Annotated in this window: 16 protein-coding genes, 1 tRNA gene, 1 pseudogene and 1 riboswitch; of the genes and pseudogenes, 10 read left to right on the top strand and 8 right to left on the bottom strand. The window is 70.5% G+C overall.

Going from position 1 to position 15,554, the window contains the following annotated elements; all coding sequences use genetic code 11:
• Positions 1-102 precede the first annotated feature (102 nt).
• Positions 103-1,197: an acyl-ACP desaturase gene (locus DEIGR_RS02295; protein ID WP_058974931.1), complete on the bottom strand. Its 1,095-nt coding sequence runs from the start codon at positions 1,195-1,197 to the stop codon at positions 103-105.
• Between the two features lie 190 nt (positions 1,198-1,387).
• Between DEIGR_RS02295 and DEIGR_RS02290 the strand changes: the two genes are divergently transcribed.
• From DEIGR_RS02290 to DEIGR_RS02280, 3 genes are read left to right on the top strand one after another with little or no spacing between them, the layout of a single operon-like run.
• Positions 1,388-1,843 carry a peroxiredoxin gene (locus DEIGR_RS02290; protein ID WP_058974930.1) on the top strand — a complete coding sequence of 152 codons (456 nt, stop codon included), beginning with the start codon at positions 1,388-1,390 and terminating at the stop codon, positions 1,841-1,843.
• Complete coding sequence (locus DEIGR_RS02285) at positions 1,843-2,841, top strand: ParA family protein (protein ID WP_083523903.1); 999 nt, start codon at positions 1,843-1,845, stop codon at positions 2,839-2,841. Before DEIGR_RS02290 ends, DEIGR_RS02285 begins: the two co-directional genes overlap by 1 nt.
• Before the next feature lie 9 nt (positions 2,842-2,850).
• Entirely contained in the window at positions 2,851-3,432 is a 582-nt protein-coding gene (locus DEIGR_RS02280; RefSeq protein ID WP_058974929.1) for a hypothetical protein, read from the top strand.
• 18 nt (positions 3,433-3,450) lie between these two features.
• On the opposite strand, the gene DEIGR_RS02275 is transcribed toward DEIGR_RS02280, so the two are convergent.
• Positions 3,451-4,179, bottom strand: coding sequence for a PIG-L family deacetylase (locus tag DEIGR_RS02275; RefSeq protein WP_058974927.1), 729 nt, complete (start codon positions 4,177-4,179; stop codon positions 3,451-3,453).
• Positions 4,180-4,286: 107 nt separating this feature from the next.
• Here DEIGR_RS02275 and DEIGR_RS02270 point away from each other — a divergent pair.
• Positions 4,287-4,361 (top strand) — tRNA-Thr (locus DEIGR_RS02270).
• 36 nt (positions 4,362-4,397) lie between these two features.
• On the opposite strand, the gene DEIGR_RS02265 is transcribed toward DEIGR_RS02270, so the two are convergent.
• Positions 4,398-4,847 carry a GNAT family N-acetyltransferase gene (locus DEIGR_RS02265; RefSeq protein ID WP_058974926.1) on the bottom strand — a complete coding sequence of 150 codons (450 nt, stop codon included), beginning with the start codon at positions 4,845-4,847 and terminating at the stop codon, positions 4,398-4,400.
• A gap of 48 nt (positions 4,848-4,895) precedes the next feature.
• Here DEIGR_RS02265 and DEIGR_RS02260 point away from each other — a divergent pair, with 48 nt between their 5' ends.
• From DEIGR_RS02260 to DEIGR_RS21215, 4 genes are read left to right on the top strand one after another with little or no spacing between them, the layout of a single operon-like run.
• Positions 4,896-5,459, top strand: coding sequence for a hypothetical protein (locus DEIGR_RS02260; protein ID WP_058974925.1), 564 nt, complete (start codon positions 4,896-4,898; stop codon positions 5,457-5,459).
• Between the two features lie 54 nt (positions 5,460-5,513).
• Positions 5,514-6,107 carry a hypothetical protein gene (locus DEIGR_RS02255; protein WP_058974923.1) on the top strand — a complete coding sequence of 198 codons (594 nt, stop codon included), beginning with the start codon at positions 5,514-5,516 and terminating at the stop codon, positions 6,105-6,107.
• On the top strand, positions 6,104-6,895 hold the full coding sequence (locus DEIGR_RS02250; protein ID WP_058974919.1) for a class I SAM-dependent methyltransferase: 792 nt from the start codon (positions 6,104-6,106) through the stop codon (positions 6,893-6,895). Before DEIGR_RS02255 ends, DEIGR_RS02250 begins: the two co-directional genes overlap by 4 nt.
• 40 nt (positions 6,896-6,935) lie before the next feature.
• The gene (locus tag DEIGR_RS21215) at positions 6,936-7,853 is read left to right on the top strand and encodes a TM2 domain-containing protein (protein WP_058974917.1); all 918 of its coding nucleotides are present in this window, start codon (positions 6,936-6,938) and stop codon (positions 7,851-7,853) included.
• Positions 7,854-7,928: 75 nt separating this feature from the next.
• Here the strand turns inward: DEIGR_RS21215 and DEIGR_RS02240 are convergent, their stop codons facing one another.
• Positions 7,929-9,188 carry an aminotransferase class V-fold PLP-dependent enzyme gene (locus tag DEIGR_RS02240; protein ID WP_058974915.1) on the bottom strand — a complete coding sequence of 420 codons (1,260 nt, stop codon included), beginning with the start codon at positions 9,186-9,188 and terminating at the stop codon, positions 7,929-7,931.
• A 124-nt stretch (positions 9,189-9,312) separates the two neighbouring features.
• Here DEIGR_RS02240 and DEIGR_RS02235 point away from each other — a divergent pair, with 124 nt between their 5' ends.
• Together DEIGR_RS02235 and DEIGR_RS02230 are read left to right on the top strand one after the other, a co-directional pair.
• Entirely contained in the window at positions 9,313-10,521 is a 1,209-nt protein-coding gene (locus tag DEIGR_RS02235) for a hypothetical protein (RefSeq protein WP_058974913.1), read from the top strand.
• 94 nt (positions 10,522-10,615) lie between these two features.
• Positions 10,616-11,302, top strand: a complete 687-nt coding sequence (locus DEIGR_RS02230; RefSeq protein WP_201785743.1) for a creatininase family protein — start codon at positions 10,616-10,618, stop codon at positions 11,300-11,302.
• Positions 11,303-11,490: 188 nt separating this feature from the next.
• Here DEIGR_RS02230 and ribH read toward each other — a convergent pair whose 3' ends face one another.
• From ribH to ribD, 4 genes and pseudogenes are all read right to left on the bottom strand, one after another.
• Entirely contained in the window at positions 11,491-11,955 is a 465-nt protein-coding gene (gene ribH / locus DEIGR_RS02225) for a 6,7-dimethyl-8-ribityllumazine synthase (protein ID WP_046843441.1), read from the bottom strand.
• Positions 11,956-12,103: 148 nt separating this feature from the next.
• A complete protein-coding gene (locus tag DEIGR_RS02220) occupies positions 12,104-13,309 on the bottom strand; it encodes a bifunctional 3,4-dihydroxy-2-butanone-4-phosphate synthase/GTP cyclohydrolase II (RefSeq protein ID WP_058974909.1) in 1,206 nt (401 codons plus the stop codon).
• A gap of 137 nt (positions 13,310-13,446) precedes the next feature.
• Positions 13,447-14,067: pseudogene (locus DEIGR_RS02215) on the bottom strand (riboflavin synthase); the annotation flags it as partial.
• A gap of 59 nt (positions 14,068-14,126) precedes the next feature.
• Positions 14,127-15,167 carry a bifunctional diaminohydroxyphosphoribosylaminopyrimidine deaminase/5-amino-6-(5-phosphoribosylamino)uracil reductase RibD gene (ribD, locus tag DEIGR_RS02210; RefSeq protein WP_058978490.1) on the bottom strand — a complete coding sequence of 347 codons (1,041 nt, stop codon included), beginning with the start codon at positions 15,165-15,167 and terminating at the stop codon, positions 14,127-14,129.
• Between the two features lie 102 nt (positions 15,168-15,269).
• Positions 15,270-15,477, bottom strand: a riboswitch (FMN riboswitch).
• Positions 15,478-15,554 lie beyond the last annotated feature (77 nt).

Genomic DNA, 15,554 nt, shown 5'->3' with positions numbered 1-15,554 from the left:
GCTGGACTGGACGGTGCCCCCAGCATGCCACGCCCCCGCGCCCCGCGCGACGAAAAACCCGCCCCGGGGCAGGGGGCGGGCGTCCGTTGCAGCTCGCTCGGTTCAATCGTCGGCGGCGCTGGAGTCCGTGCGGGGCACCTCGGGGTTCTCGATGAACTCGGTCGGGTCGATCGCGTCGAAGCCGATCTCCTTCTCGTAGTCCTGGATCTTCACGTGCAGGCGGCGCACGTCGCCCTCGACGGCGCCGTAGTCGAAGGTGTCCCAGATGGCGGTCGTCTTGAAGTTCCCGCCGTCGAAGTCCGGCACCTCGCGCGTCCGGCGGATGCCTTCCTCCAGCGCCTTGCGGCTCTCGATGCCGAGGTTCCGGAACGCGACCTGCATCACGTCGCGCTGGAAGTCGCGCGGGCCGTAGATCCCGGCGCGGTACACCGTCTCGAAGAAGTGCTCCCAGTTCGGCACGAGCTGCGCGGCGGGCATGCTGAACTGGCTGATCACGTTCTTAATGGCGCTCAGGGTCTGCTCGGGGTAGTAGTACAGGTACATGCGCACGCCTTCCAGGAAGAAGTTGTAGTGCGCGGCCTCGTCCACCGCGATGGTCTGCGCGACCTTCGCCAGCACCGGGTCGGAGACGCCTTTCAGGTGCGGCTTCTCGCTCTTGCCCTGGGCGATCTTCATCATGTTCAGGTAGTTCAGCTGCGTGGCGCGCTCCTGGAACACGGTGTACACGAGGTTGTGGATCGCGTCCGGGAACGGCAGTTCCCACGTCTGGGATTTCAGGCGGTCCTTGTACTCCTCGACCCACTGCGGGCTGCGCTGGCCGCTGAACAGCACGGCGTTCTCCCAGGCGTCCGCGTGTTTTTCCTCCTCGCTGCCCCAGCGGAGCTGGAAGTGCGAGCGGCCGTGGCTGCGCCGCACGAGGTGCACGAGGTTACTCGTGAAATCCGGCGCGTACTGCTCGACGGCGAAGAAGCCTTCGAGGACCGTGATGACCTCGGGCGGCAGGTTCTTGTTCAGGCTCCGCCAGTCGAAGCTGCGGTCCGGGTTCCAGTTGCGGGTCTCCTGGCTGCGGGCGGTGTACCAGCGGTACAGACCCAGGAAGCCGCGTTCGATCAGGCGGTCCTTCTCGCGGTTGCTGAGCAGCCCGGCGGGGGTGCGGGGGCGCTCGTTGAGCATGTTGGGGGGCATCACATCGGCCATGGGTTTTCCTCCTCGGATGGCGCGCCGCCTTGCCGCGTGGGAAGCTGCGCGGGGCAGACGGCGGGGACGGTACCCGGTCAGGCTACGCCCGTCCCCGGCCCAGCAGGCGCATCACGGGACTCGGTTCAACATGAGAAACCGTGTCGGGCTGCGCCGCGCATGCCGGGGCGCGCCCGGTACACTGCCGGGCATGAGCCTCGTCGGACAGCCCGCCCCGGACTTCACCCTCCCCGCCTCCACGGGCGAGCAGATCACCCTGAGCAGCTACCGCGACCAGCAGCACGTCGTGCTGGTGTTCTACCCGCTGGACTTCAGCCCGGTGTGCTCCATGCAGCTGCCCGAGTACTCCGGCCGTCAGGACGACTTCGCGGACGCGGGCGCCGTGGTGCTGGGCGTGAACCGCGACAGCGTGCACGCGCACAAGGCCTGGGCGGCCGAGTACGGCATCGAGGTGCCGCTGCTGGCCGACATGAAACTCGACGTGGCCCGCTCGTACGGCGTCGCCATCGACGACCGCGGCATCAGCGGCCGCGCCGTGTTCCTGATCGACCGGAAGGGCGTGGTGCGCTACCAGCACGTCGAGGAGAAGACCGGGGACTACACCGTGCGTCCCGAGGCGGTCCTCGCGAAGATCCGCGAACTCTGATGGCCCCGCACGTCCTGAGTTTCATCAACCTCAAGGGCGGCGTCGCCAAGACCACCGCGACCGTCCAGCTGGCCGACACGCTGGCGTTCATGAAGCAGAAACGCGTGCTGGTCCTCGACCTGGACCCGCAGACGAACGCCACCCTCGCACTGATCGGCGAGCAACGCTGGGAAGAAGCGGACGAGGCCGGGCAGACCCTCGCGCACCTGTTCCTGGACCTGCTGCGCGGCGACGGCACCTTCACCTTCGACGCCACGCGCGCCATCCTGCGCGGCGTCAGCAACCTCAACCGCGTCCCGCCCGAGATGATCGACCAGCTGCCCGAAGGCACGCGGTACGGCCGGGTGGACCTCCTGCCCAGCTCCATCCGGTTGATCGACGTGCAGGACCGCATGCAGGACATCGCGGGCCGCTCGCACTACTCGGTCGGCCCCATGGAAGCCGTGAAGAAGTTCGTCGCGCCGGCCTTCAGCTCGTACGACTACGTCCTGATCGACTGCCCGCCCAACCTGGGCTTCGTCACGCAGAACGGCCTGGAAGTCAGCGACCACTACCTGATCCCCACCATTCCCGACCGACTGAGCACCTACGGCATCCCACAGATCGCCACGCGCATCGCTCAGATCCGCCGCGCCCGCGACCTCAGACTGCGCTGCCTGGGCGTCCTGATCACCAAGTACCAGAGTCAGAGCGCCCAGCACCGCCAGGGCCTCCAGCGCCTCCCGGAGGACCTCAGGCGCGCCTTCGACGCCACCGGGGAGGGCACGCCGCCCATCCTCACCACGGTCCTCCCGCAGACGAACGCCAGCGCCGAGGCCATGACCAGCGACCGCACCCCCGCCAACTACCGCGAGAAGTACGGCAGCGGCGTCGTCGCCGGGCAGGGCGCGTACAAGTACGGCCTGGACCTCGCCGACGAGATCGAGGACCTCCTGAGCGGCCAGCCCCGCACACCCAGCCCCTTCAGCCAGTGGGCCCAGGACATGAGCAACCGCTGAACCGTTACCATGCCTGAACGCCCGGAGCTCTCGCTGACCCCAGACGACGTGTGGAACGGCGACGGCAAGGGCGACCAGCGGATCGCGGAGCTACTGATCGCGATTCACGCTCTCCAGGCCAGCCATACCGCTGCAGAAGCGCAGGAACTGTACGGGAAGATCGACAACGTCGCGGTCATCCAGGGCTCGCTGTACCCGGCTGGCCCGAAGGTGCTGCCCGTGCTGCTCGCTGGACTGGGCTCCGCCACTCCGGCAGGCCGTCCCCTGCTCCTCGACGCGATCCACGAGATCGCCAGTGGCTCACCCAGCCACCGGCTGTCCATCCACGAACGGGAACACATCCAGATGAACCTGATTCAGAGCGTGGACGCGGTGCGTGCTGTCCTGATCGAGATGCTGTTCCACGGCAGCGACCACGAAGCGCACACCGCCGCGGACCTCCTGGCGTTGATCTTCACCGCGCCGCAGCGGTTCGTCATGCCGCCTCTGATCGACCCACAGGAATTTCAGGATCTTCTGACGGCCCTGAGCAGCCAGCCTGCACGGCAGCACCACCTCGCCAGAAACGTCGGTCTGACCGTTCCCAGATAAACGAAGGCGAATCCCTTCTTACAGCGTCAGTGGGTCGACCAGCAGGGCATCCTCCGCCTCGAAGGCCTCGGCGTAGCGGACGCGGGCCATGGTGCCCCAGTACGTCATGCGGGCGCGGCGGCGCTCCACGATCTCCGGCGTGACCGTCTCCGAGATGGCCGCGCCGGAGAACTGACTCTCGTGCGCCAGCACCGACTGCGCCCACACGTCCTGCACGTCCGCCACGTCGATCAGCACGTTCGGGGTGATGTCCGCGTTCCCCTGGTACAGCAGCACCCGCCCCACTCGGTGAGGGTCGCCCGGCAGGTCCGCCTTCGCCAGCTGCGCCAGATGCACCGCGCGCTTGCTCAGGTGATACGACCCGAAGTGATCCGGGTGCCGGTCCCGGTGGTGCGGAACGACCAGCACCCGGGGCCGCACGGCGCGCAGGACCGCCGCCAGGGCGTGCGCGCCCTCCAGCGTGTCCCGCAGCTCCCCGTCCGGCAGGCCCAGCTGCCCACGCCACGCCAGCCCCATGATCCCGGCCGCCCGCGCGCACTCCGCCACGCGCACCTCCGGCGAACCCTGCGTGCCTCGCTCCCCGCGCGACAGTTCCAGGATGCCTACCGCGCGGCCCGCCCGCGCCAGGCGGATCAAGGTGCCGCCTGCGCCGATCTCCGCGTCATCCGGGTGCGGGGCCAGCACCAGCCACTCCAGCGGCTGCACCCGCCCATGAATCGTCTCGAACACCGTCAGCGCGTCACTCATGGCCCGCAGCATAGGCCCCCGCCCCGCCCGGCCCGCGCGCCTTGACACCCCCCGCCCCCCTCCCTATACTTTTTGAGCTTCCCGTAGGAAGCCCCGACCCGTAGTCCGCCAGTGTAGCTCAGGGGTAGAGCAACTGATTCGTAATCAGTAGGTCGTCGGTTCAAATCCGACCTCTGGCTCCAGGTGAAAAGCCTCCGCTTCGGCGGGGGTTTGTTCGTTTACAGGTCGGCCACCATGTCCACGCGGTGCAGGCCGGGGCCGTAGCCGTCGGGGGTGCGCTTCACCTCGCGGAAGCCCAGGCGGGCGTAGAACGGCGCGGTGTGCTGGCTGGTGTCCAGCGTGGCGTGCGGGACGCCCAGGGCGCGCAGGCGGTCCAGGCGGGCCCGGGCGAGGGTGTGGCCGTGGCCCTGCCGCTGCCGGGCGGGGTGCACCATGCCCCACGCGAATCCGGCGGGGCGGGTGGGGTCGGGGCTGAACCACAGGCCGCCGCAGGCGATGATGTCGCCCTGGTCTTCCATGACGAGGTACTCGGCGGGGCCTTCCTGACCGTCCAGCCATCCCTCGAAGTCGGGGCGTTCTTCGGGCAGGAAGGAGTGGGGGGTGTTCGCGTCGAACAGGTGCAGGCACGCGGCCCGGTCGCCGGGCTGGTAGGGGCGCAGGGTGGGCATGGGGTCACTGTGCCATGCCGTTGTGCTTTGGGGTCGTAGAGTGGGCGGATGCGGGAAGGTCTGGGGTTGGCGGTGCTGGGCGGGCTGGACGTGCCGGTGTCGGCGCGGCTGTCGCCCCTGCTGGCGGACGCCCTGGCGGGGCTGGAGGCGGACCGGGTGGACGTGGCGTACGTGCGGTCGGCGGCGTTCCGGGCGAACGTGATACAGGCGAACCGCGCAGCGGAGATCGCGGAATCCGACGGGAAGCTGGCGCTGATCGCGCGGGCGCTGGCGGGCTGCGCGCGGCTGCACCCCTCCCCCACCCCGGACCGCTTCCAGGCCCTGCGGATCGTGGAGGGCCTGTCCGCGCGGGAGATGGACGCGCTGGGCGAGGTATTCGACCTGCTCGATCCCATCGAGCCGTTCGCGGACGCGCTGCCCCTGCGCGGCAGTGTGCCGCTGGGCTGGTCGCGGCTGGAGTTCGAGGGGGCGCTGGGTGGACTGGCGGGCCTGGGCCTGCTGACCCGCGAGGACCGATCCGATAGCCGGGGCGACCCGGAGCGGGTGTGGGTCCTGACGCCCCTGGCGCGCGGCGTGGCGACCCTGTGCGGCTTCTTCGGTGACGCCCTGTGAGCGGCCGCTGATCTTCCGCTGGACTGAGCGGGGCGCAGGCGGCAGAGTGACGGCATGACGGAACCGGGCGGGGATCTGAACGGGCGGGTGCATCTGGAGCGGCTGGTGGCGTACCGGGCGGACGGGTCGGTGTCGCCGGTCGTGGTGGCGGGTCGCCTGTCGCCGGACGGGGTGTTCGGGTGGGAGGGGCAGCCAGGGCCGCCGGTGGATGGCGCGGGCGTGCAGGAGGGCGTGGCGTTCGCGGCCTCGCTGGTGTCGGCGCTGGGGGGCCTGACCGAGTCGAGTGACACGGACGCGCCCTTCGTGCCGTTCGTCCTGCCGCGCGCGTTCACGCCCGAGGAACTGGCGCACGTCGACTGGCTGGGGCTGCTGCCCCTGCCGACCGGGGAGGTCGAGGTGGAGGTCGTCCCGTCCGCGTTCCGGCTCGCGGAGCGCCTGTCGCGGCGGGAGGCCGAGGGGAACGCGGCGGACTTCTACGCGCCGGGTGAGCCGGAGGCGATCCGCGCGGCGGCGGCGCTGTTCGCGTCGGGTGCGGACGGGCGGCTGGTGACGGTCACGGCGGGCCGTGTGGCGCTGCTGCTGATCGACGTGGTGCGCCTGCCGCGCGGCGCGTGGGCGGGCGTGGCGACCCTGCGGATCGATACGTGACCGGCGACCGCGTGCGCGCGAACGAGGCGCTGTTCGACGCGGTGGCGGAGCGGTATGACGCGGTGGGCTTCCTGGCGCAGGCAGCCCGCTTCGTGGCGGACGCGGCGGCCGTGCAGCCGGGCGAGGCGGTGCTGGACGTGATGACCGGCACGGGCGCGGTGGCGGCGGAGGTCATGGGCCGCGCGGGCCGCGTGGTGGGGGTGGACGTGTCGGCGGGCATGCTGACGCTGGCCCGCGCGCGGGTGCCGGGCGCGGCGTTCGTGCGGGTGGACGCGGCGGCGTTGCCGTTCCCGGACGGTGCGTTCGACGTGGCGGTGTGCGCGGCGGGCGTGTTCTTCCTGCCGGACATGCCGGGCGGCGTGCGCGAGTGGGCGCGGGTGGTGCGGCCCGGCGGGCGGGTGGTGGTGTCGTCGTTCGGGGCGGGACTGCTGGGGCCGCTGCCGGGCCTGTGGCGCACCCGACTCGCCACGGTAGGCCTGAAGCCGGGCGCGCCGCCGCTGGGTCGCCTGCCCACCCCGGAGGCCCTGGCGGAGGTGCTGCGCGCGGCGGGTCTGACGGACGTGCAGGCGACCCTGCATCCGCTGACGTACACCCTGCCGGACGTCGGGGCGCGCTGGGCCGATATCCGCGCGGGGCTGGAGGGGGTGCCGCTGGCCTCCCTGCCCCCGCAGGAGGTGGCGGCGCTGGAGGCCGCGCACCACGCCGAACTGGCACCGCTGTTCGGTGAGGGGCCGCTGACTGTGCCGCTGCCCGTCATCGTCGCGTGCGGGCACGTCGATATCGTCTGACGGATGAAACGGCCCGCGTGGGAATCGCGTACTGTGGGGCATGACCAACCCGGACGACAAGCAACCCGACGCCTCCAGCAACGCGCCGTCCTGGGTGGACGAGGTCCTCGGCGGGTCCAGCGCCAGCCCGGCCCCCAGCCCGACCGCTGCCCCCACCGCTGCGCCGAAGCCTGCCGGGGCGGACGACCTGCGCATCCCGGACGCCGCCCCGCGTGCCGCCGCGCCCTCCTGGGTGGACGAGGTCGCGGGCGCCGCGCCCGCCACCCCGGCCCCCCGCCCGGCCGAGCCCGCGCCCGCTCCGTCGTGGGTGGACGCTGCCGTGGGCACCTCCGGCACGACCGCTGGCACACCCGTCAGCACGCCGCCCAGCCCTGCCGCGCCGTCCTGGGTGGATCAGGCGGCCGGGAGCAGCGCCGCGCACACCCCGCAGCCCCAGCCTGCGCATCACGTGCCGCCCGCCCCGGTCGCCCCGACGGTCGTGCCCCCGCCGCGCCCCCCGGCGGACGACGACTGGGTGGCGCGCGCCACGGGCGGCGCGAAGAACCCCAGCATCCCGCAGGGGCCCGCCCCCATGCACCACGCGCCCAGTCAGAGTGGGAACTTCGACGATCTGGAACGGCAGGCGCGGCAGGCCATCAACCAGTTCACGCAGGGCGTCCAGAGCGGCGACGTGGCCCAGAAGAAACTCATCGCGGGCCTCCTGGCGATCTTCCTGGGCGGCCTGGGCGTCCACAAGTTCTACCTGGGCAACACCCAGCCCGGCGTGATCATGCTCGCCGCGACCATCGGCGGGTGGTTCCTGGGCATCATCGGATCGTTCATCATCGTCGGCGCGGTGTTCTTCCTCGTGCCGTTCCTGGTCGGCCTCCTCGGTCTCGTCGAGGGCATCATCTACCTCACCAAGAGCGACGCGGACTTCCAGCGCGAGTACATCACCGGCAAGAAAGCCTGGCTGTAAGGGGTTGATAGGAGAAGGTTGATGGTTGATAGAGGGGAGATCCTTCCATCAACCATCAACTTTCGACCTTCGACGTTACAACGCCTGTTCGATGTCGGCCTGGAGGTCGCGCAGGGCTTCCACGCCGACGCTCATGCGGATGGTGGTGGGGGTGACGCCGGCGGCGTGGCGGGCGGGTTCGGGCACTCGGCCGTGCGTGGTCGTCCAGGGGTGCACGACGAGCGTGCGGACGTCCCCGAGGTTCGGGGCGATGCGCAGGACGCGCACGCGGGACAGGAACGCGCTGGGGTCCGGCACCTCGAACGTCAGGACCGCGCCCTGACCGCCGCGCAGGTACGTCTGCGCGAGGTGGTGGTGCGGGTGGCTGCTCAGGCCGGGGTAGCTGACCTTCCCGACCTTCGGGTGCGCCTCCAGCCACTGGGCGAGGGCGAGGGCGGTGGCGCTCTCGCGTTCCAGGCGCAGCGCGAGGGTCTCCAGGCCCTGGGCGATCAGGAACGCGCTGTGCGGCGCGAGGGTCATGCCGAGCTGGTGCGCGCCGAACCAGCGCTGCCGCCACGCCAGGGCCGCGTCGCCCCGCACGCTGAGGATGCTCTGCTCGCCGCCGTCCGTGTAGATCGGGTTGCGGGTCAGGTCATGCCCGGTGCCGACCGTGACCGCGCCGCCCAGGACGCTGCCGTGCCCCCCGGCCCATTTCGTCAGGGACTGGCTGACGATGTCCGCGCCGTGCTCCAGCGGGCGACACAGGAAGCCGACACCCCCGCAGGTGTTGTCGATCGCCAGCAGCGCCCCGTGCTCGTGGGCGATATCAGCGAACGCGCGGATGTCCGCGATATCCCCGGCGGGATTACTGATCATTTCGGCCCACACCAGCCGCGTGTTCGGCTGCATGGCGGCCCGCACGGCGTCCGGGGTGTTGTCCACGAGCGTCGCCGTGATGCCCATCAAGGGCAGGATGTTGCTCAGCATCCCGGTCGTCCCGCCGAACAGGCTGCTGGCCGACACGACGTGATCCCCCGCGCGGCACACGCTGAGGATCGCCGTGAGGGTCGCCGCCTGCCCGCTCGCCACCGCCACGGTCGCCGCGCCGCCCTCCAGGGTCGTGATGCGGTCCTCCAGTGCGCGCACCGTCGGGTTCTGCAGGCGGGCGTAACTCAGGCCGGTGTTCTGCTGGAATTCCAGTTGCGCCTCCTCCAGCGTGTCGAACTGGAACGCGGCCGCCGCGTGGATCGGGAAACCGATGGTCTGCCCCAGCCCACGCGGAATGCTGCTGTGCACCGCAGTCGTCTCATACGTCCACCCCTGGGGGTGCGTGGTGTCGGCCGGCGTGTCGCTCATGCCCCCACGCTACGCCGCGCCGCCCGGGCACGCGCGGGCCATGTCCGACCCGCCCGGATGCAGGCCGGTGGGGTGTGCGTCACATGCGGACGACAGACGAATGAAGGTTCCCTAAGGTGACGGTGTGAAACGTACCACTGCCCTGCTGACCGTCGGCGCCCTGCTGCTCGCCTCCTGCGACCGGACCGGCCGCACCCCCACCGATCCTGCCCAGCAGGAACCCGCTGCGCCCGTCGTCGGGAAGAGCCTCGACCTGCAGAAGGCCCCCGAGACCGCCGCCGCCGCCGCGCAGCAGTTCAACACCCTGACGAACCCGGCCAACCCGGACCTGGACCCTGACCTGAAGACCCTGATGGGGCTGTTCATGCCGCAGAGCGGCCCCATGAGCCTCAGCCTGGACCGCCCCACCCAGATCGGCCGTCAGCTGCTGGGCCGCGTGACGGGCCGCAGCCAGCTGAGCAGTCAGAGCGTCGTGGTGGGCATCCGTGAGGCCCTGCCCACCGGGACCGTGACCCTCAAGACCGACGGGACCGTCAGCGAGTCCGCCACCCCCACCGACGGCGCGGTCATGATCAACGAGGCCACCGGCGTGCGCGTCGAGGCGAAGTGGCGCGTGAACGGCGCACCCACCGTCTGGGTGGACAGCGGCACGCGTTACGACTCCATGCAGAACACCTGGGTGCCCGTGCAGACCGAGGTCCCCACCAACGCCAGCGGCACCATCACCGAGAAGGGCACCGCCCGCGCCGGGGCGACCTTCACCATGACGCCCGGGGGCTGCCTGAACACCTTCGGTCCCGACGCGCTGAAGCTGAACGCCTGGGCGGGCCGTCAGACGAACGCGCCCCTGAGCATGAACCTGGAGTACAACTGGGGCGCGCAGGGCCTGAAACTCAAGGCCGACGCCAAGCACACCACCACGAAGAACACGGGCAGCGTCAGCGTGGACTTCAGCCTGGACGGCGCCACCGCGAACCGCTGCACGGACACCCTGACCTTCACGCCCAGCGGCGCGACCCTGACGGCCGACCTGACCCTGCCCAACCACAAGGTCGCCAGCGCCGTGTACCTGCGTGACGTGAAGAACATCGTGATCAGCGACGCCGAACTGAAGAAGGAGAACTTCTTCCGGAACGTCAGCGGCACCCTGAACGCCGCCCTGAGCTACAACGACAGCAACGTCCTGACCGCCAGCGGCTCCATCGCCGACGGGAACGACATGGACTTCGCGCCCGGCGATCAGGTGACGGTGAAGTACGTCCGCGACGGCAAACTGATCGAGAAGAAGCTGCCCGACGCCCTGAAGGACCTGAGCACCCTGCTGCCCCAGTAAAACTTCCCTCGTTCCGGACGCACCCGCCCATCCCGGCGGGTGCGTCCCTGCCGTGCGGCCGCATGCGCTAGTGTGACCCATGCACATTCAGGGGATGAACTGGGGCATGGTCGAGGACCTGCTGACCCGCGAGGACCGCTGCGTCCTCCCGCTGGGCTGCACCGAGCAGCACGCGACCCTCAGCCTCGCGACCGACACGCTGCTGGCCGAACGGGTCGCGCGTGAGGCCGCCGACGGCAGCGGCGTCCCGGTGTTCCCCGCCCTGCCGTACGGCATCACGCCCACGTTCGCGGCGTACCCGGGCACCCTCAGCCTGCGGGTGAGCACGTACCTGAATCTGCTCGACGACCTGCTGAGCGGCCTGCACGAACAGGGCTTCCGGCGCATCCTGATCGTGAACGGACACGGCGGGAACACGCCCGGGCAGGGCTGGCTGGGCGAGTGGCTGGCCCGCCACCCGGACGCGCGCGTGCAGTGGCACAACTGGTGGAACGCCCCCCGCACCTGGGCCGCCGTGCAGCGCGTGGACCCCCTGGCCAGCCACGCCAGCTGGATGGAGAACTTCCCCTGGACCCGCCTGGACGGCGTCCCGGCCCCCGAGGAGCGCAAACCCATGGTGGACGTCGCCGCGCTGCGCCAGCTGCCCCCCGCGAAGGTGCGCGAGGTGCTGGGCGACGGCAACTACGGCGGCCTGCACCGCCGCCCCGACCGCGAGATGCAGCTCATCTGGCAGGAAGCCGTCGCCGAGACCCGCGCGCTGCTGGACAGCGGCTGGGCCTGATCAGGACTCCGGTTGAAAGGTTTGCAAAAACTTTCAACTCGAGCAGAGCGAGGAGGAGAGAAACGGGTTCCGGACGTGGAGTTGACAGATCGGTGGTGTTCCGATCTGTCAACGAAACAAACGGAATCCGCATGACGGGCACGGGGCACGGGCCGCAGTCTCCCCCACCCGCGCCCCGCACTGCCCGCTTACCCGATCTGCCGCAGCAGGTTCACGGTCTCGATCATCGCCAGCACCGCCTCGGCGCCCTTGTTCCCGGCCTTGATCCCGGCGCGGTTCAGGGCCTGCTCGACCGTGTCCGTCGTCAGCACGCCGAACGCCACCGGCACCCCCGTGTGCAGACTGGTGTTCAGGATGCCGTTCGCCGCGCCGCCCGCCACGAAATCGTAGTGGTCCGTATCGCCCTTGATGACGGCCCCCAGGCACACCACCGCGTCATACTTCCCGGACTCCGCGAGTTTGCGCGCGATCAGCGGCACCTCGTAGCTGCCCGGCGCCAGGAAGTGGTCCAGGTTCTCGGTCTTCCCGCCGTGCTGCACGAACGCCAGCTCCGCCCCCTCCACCAGACGGTCCACGATCAGGTGATTCCAGCGGGTACTGACAACAGCGAACTTCAGGTCGGTGGCGAGCAGATTGGCTTCAATTCGGTTCATGGTGATTCTCCTTGTGGGTGATGGACGGTGAACCTGCGGGCAGACCCCTCTGCCCTTCGGGCACCTCCCCTCAAGGGGAGGCATGGGCATGTTGGTGTCCTTGGCTCCCCGTTAAGGGGAGCTGGCCGCGCAGCGGACTGAGGGGTTCTCAGTCGCCGCTGCCGTCGGTGCCGAGGTGGCCGAGTTTGGCGGCTTTGGTGCTGAGGTACGCGGTGTTGTGTTCGTTGTGCCCGACGTGCAGGGGCACGCGTTCGACGACTTCCAGGCCGAAGCCGCCCAGGGAGTGCAGTTTGCGGGGGTTGTTCGTCAGGACGCGCAGTTGCCGCGCGCCCAGGAGGTGGAGCATCTGCGCGCCGATGCCGAAGTCGCGGGCGTCGGCGGGGAACCCCAGTTGCAGGTTCGCCTCGACGGTATCGGCACCGCCGTCCTGGAGGTGGTACGCGCGGATCTTGTTCAGCAGGCCGATGCCGCGCCCTTCCTGGCGGAGGTACACGAGGACGCCGCGGCCCTCGGCGGCGATGGCCTGCATGGCCGCGTCGCGTTGCGGTCCGCAGTCGCAGCGCAGGCTGTGGAAGCCATCCCCGGTGAGGCATTCGCTGTGCACGCGCACCAGCATCGGCTCGGGCGTGATTTCACCCATGACGAGCGCGACGTGCTCAGCGCCGGTCAGGGAATCCTCGAAGCCGACGAGGCGGAACTCGCCGTGCTCGGTGGGCAACTGCGCTTCCGCGACGAGCTGCATAAAGGGGTCGTGTTCCAGGCGGTAGGCGATCAGCGCCTCGATGCTGCCGACCTTCAGCCCGTGCCGCTCACCGAACGCGAGGAGGTCCGGGAGGCGGCTCATCTCGCCGTCGTCGCCCATGATCTCGCAGATCACGCCGACCGGCGCGAAGCCCGCCAGCCGGGCGAGGTCACAGCCCGCCTCGGTGTGCCCGGCGCGGCGCAGCACCCCGCCGGGCCGCGCGACGAGCGGGAAGATGTGGCCGGGGCGGCGGAAATCGGCGGGTTTCGCCGCGTCGTCCATCAGGGCGGCAATCGTGGCGGCGCGGTCGAAGGCGCTGATGCCGGTGCTGTTGCTCACGTGATCCACGCTGACGGTGAACGCCGTGCCGTTCGGGTCGGTGCTGCTCCCCACCATGGGCGTCAGGTCCAGCGCCCGGGCGCGGTCCGGGGTGAGGGTCACGCAGATCAGGCCGCGGCCCTCGCGCGCCATGAAATTCACCCACTCGGGCGTGGCCGTGGCGGCGGGCATCAGCAGGTCGCCCTCGTTCTCTCGGTTCTCGTCGTCCACCAGGATCACGGGCCGCCCGGCCCGCAGTTCCGCGAGCAGTTCAGGGATGGACGCCAGGGTCACAGCACGCCTCCTTCCACGATCGGCGAGTCTGAGGGTCCAAGCATCTGAGAGTCCGAGGAAAAACCCGCCCCCTCAATCCGCCCCTTCGACCCTTCAGACTTCAGACCCTCAGACCCTTCGACCCTTTGACCCGCCTCCCAGTCACGCATCAGGATCAGCCGTTCCACGTACTTGGCCATCTGGTCGGCCTCCAGGTTCACTTTCGTGCCCGCCGCCCAGGTGTGCAGGGTGGTGACCTCAAGCGTGTGCGGCACGAGCCACAGCGTGAACTCGTCCGGGCGGAGGTCCGCGCGGCTGCCCGCCGGGCCGCCCGCGTCCACGACGGTCAGGCTCACGCCGTCCACCGTGACGCTGCCCTTCGGCACGAGGTAGCGCGCGAGGTGCGGCGCGGCGCGCACCGTCATGGTGTATGCGCCGGGCTGGGCGTCCACGCGCAGGATCTCGCCCACGCCGTCCACGTGCCCGCTCACGACGTGCCCGCCGAACCGGGCCTGAGCGGTCATGGCGCGCTCCAGGTTCACCTTCGTGCCCTCGCGCCAGTGCGGGGCGGTCTTGGCCAGCGTCTCGCGGCTGAGGTCCACGGTGAAGCCCGCCGCGTCCCAGGTGGTCACGGTCAGGCAGGTGCCGTTCACGGCGATGCTCTCGCCCAGTTCCACGTCGGCCCACATGCGCGCGGGCTGGATGGTGACGGTCAGGTTCCCCTCGTTCTCGGTGGTGCGGGCGATGACGCCCACCTGTTCGATGATTCCAGTAAACATGTGTTGACCTCGGGTGGAGGCAGGAGCGCACTCGCCCCCCCTCCACGGGGAAGGAAGGCTCAGACGCGCGGGATGCCCTGCAGCAGGCCGGTGATCAGGACGTCCGGGCCGAGGGTCTCGACCGTCACGTCCCGCAGTTCCCGCGCCTCGTGCATGGGGCGCGCGGGGCCGGTCAGGGGACTCAGGCCCGCGCCGAGGAGTTTCGGGGAGAGAAAGACCCGCACCTCGTCCACCAGCCCCTGCGCGAAGAAGGCACTCAGGAGGGTCGGACCGCCCTCGAGCAGCACGCTGCTGATGCCCAGGTCCGCCAGTCCACTCAGGGCGTCCGGCAGCGACCCGGCGCGCTGGACGGTGATCCCGGCGTCCTCGTGCGCGGCCACGTCGGCGTGCGGGGCAGTCACGAGCACCGCGCCGTCGCGCCACGCGCGGGCCTGCGGATCGCTCGACGCGCGGCGGTCGAACACCACCGGGCGCGAGTCACGCCCGCCCGGCACGCCGCGCGTCGTCAGGGCCGGATCGTCCAGCACCAGCGTGCCGCTGCCGACCGCGATGGCGTCCAGCTCGTCACGCCAGCGCATGGTGCGCTCTCGGGCCTCCGGGCCGCTGACGGCGCCGTTGCCCTCGTTCAGCGCCGCCACCTTCCCGTCGAGGGTCATGGCGTACTTCGCCACCACCCACGGGCGGCCCCGCACCACGACGCTGCGGAAGCCCGCCTGCTGCCGCACGGCCCCGGCTTCCAGGACGCCCACCGTGACCTCGATCCCGGCGTCCCGGAGCCGCTGCACGCCGCGCCCCGCCACCAGCGGGTTCGGGTCCAGCGCCGCCACGACCACCCGCTGCACGCCCGCCGCGATCAGCGCGTCCGCGCAGGGCGGCGTGCGCCCGTGATGACTGCACGGTTCCAGCGTCACGTAAGCGGTGGCGCCACGCGCCCGCTCGCCCGCGTCCCGCAGGGCGAACACCTCCGCGTGCGGCTCACCGGCCCTCGGGTGGAAGCCTCGCCCCACCAATTCATTGCCCTGCACGATCACGCAGCCCACGGGGGGATTCGGCGCGGTGCGGCCCAGTCCTCTGGCAGCCTCCGCCAGCGCGAGCGTCATGAACCGCTCGTCCACCGGCAGTGCCGCCGCCACCCCTGCGGGTGGAGCATTCACTTCATACATGGTCTGTCGCCGCCCGCCGGGGTGGCAGGGCAGCGTTCCTCCTTCTCTCATCCGGACTGAATGGGCCGCAGGCTCAGGGACGGCCCCTCGCCTTTCTTGATCCGCCTGAGCGTCTCTATGCGCCATAACACCGTCGGCTCTGGATTCCCACCAGATCGGGCCTGCGCGTGGTGCAATCTGCACAGGCTTCGCGGGCTGAGGCTCACGCCATCACCGCCGGTAGGGAATTCCACCCCACCCCGAAGGAAGTCGGCCCACCCGGGAGCGGGCCACCCTGAACGTAGCACCCTCCCGCCCCGGGACTGTGGGGGAGATCAGACACCT

The sequence above is a fragment of the Deinococcus grandis genome (assembly GCF_001485435.1).
GTDB classification, from domain to species: Bacteria; Deinococcota; Deinococci; order Deinococcales; family Deinococcaceae; genus Deinococcus; species Deinococcus grandis.
This window is presented reverse-complemented; position numbering and strand designations above follow the sequence as displayed.

Bases quoted from the DNA above. Each gene is read 5' to 3' on its own strand.
- DEIGR_RS02295 (WP_058974931.1), bottom strand. From the start codon at position 1,197: ATGGCCGATGTGATGCCCCCCAACATGCTCAACGAGCGCCCCCGCACC.
- DEIGR_RS02290 (WP_058974930.1), top strand. From the start codon at position 1,388: ATGAGCCTCGTCGGACAGCCCGCCCCGGACTTCACCCTCCCCGCCTCC.
- DEIGR_RS02285 (WP_083523903.1), top strand. From the start codon at position 1,843: ATGGCCCCGCACGTCCTGAGTTTCATCAACCTCAAGGGCGGCGTCGCC.
- DEIGR_RS02280 (WP_058974929.1), top strand. From the start codon at position 2,851: ATGCCTGAACGCCCGGAGCTCTCGCTGACCCCAGACGACGTGTGGAAC.
- DEIGR_RS02275 (WP_058974927.1), bottom strand. From the start codon at position 4,179: ATGAGTGACGCGCTGACGGTGTTCGAGACGATTCATGGGCGGGTGCAG.
- DEIGR_RS02265 (WP_058974926.1), bottom strand. From the start codon at position 4,847: ATGCCCACCCTGCGCCCCTACCAGCCCGGCGACCGGGCCGCGTGCCTG.
- DEIGR_RS02260 (WP_058974925.1), top strand. From the start codon at position 4,896: ATGCGGGAAGGTCTGGGGTTGGCGGTGCTGGGCGGGCTGGACGTGCCG.
- DEIGR_RS02255 (WP_058974923.1), top strand. From the start codon at position 5,514: ATGACGGAACCGGGCGGGGATCTGAACGGGCGGGTGCATCTGGAGCGG.
- DEIGR_RS21215 (WP_058974917.1), top strand. From the start codon at position 6,936: ATGACCAACCCGGACGACAAGCAACCCGACGCCTCCAGCAACGCGCCG.
- DEIGR_RS02240 (WP_058974915.1), bottom strand. From the start codon at position 9,188: ATGAGCGACACGCCGGCCGACACCACGCACCCCCAGGGGTGGACGTAT.
- DEIGR_RS02230 (WP_201785743.1), top strand. From the start codon at position 10,616: ATGAACTGGGGCATGGTCGAGGACCTGCTGACCCGCGAGGACCGCTGC.
- ribH (WP_046843441.1), bottom strand. From the start codon at position 11,955: ATGAACCGAATTGAAGCCAATCTGCTCGCCACCGACCTGAAGTTCGCT.
- ribD (WP_058978490.1), bottom strand. From the start codon at position 15,167: ATGACGCTCGCGCTGGCGGAGGCTGCCAGAGGACTGGGCCGCACCGCG.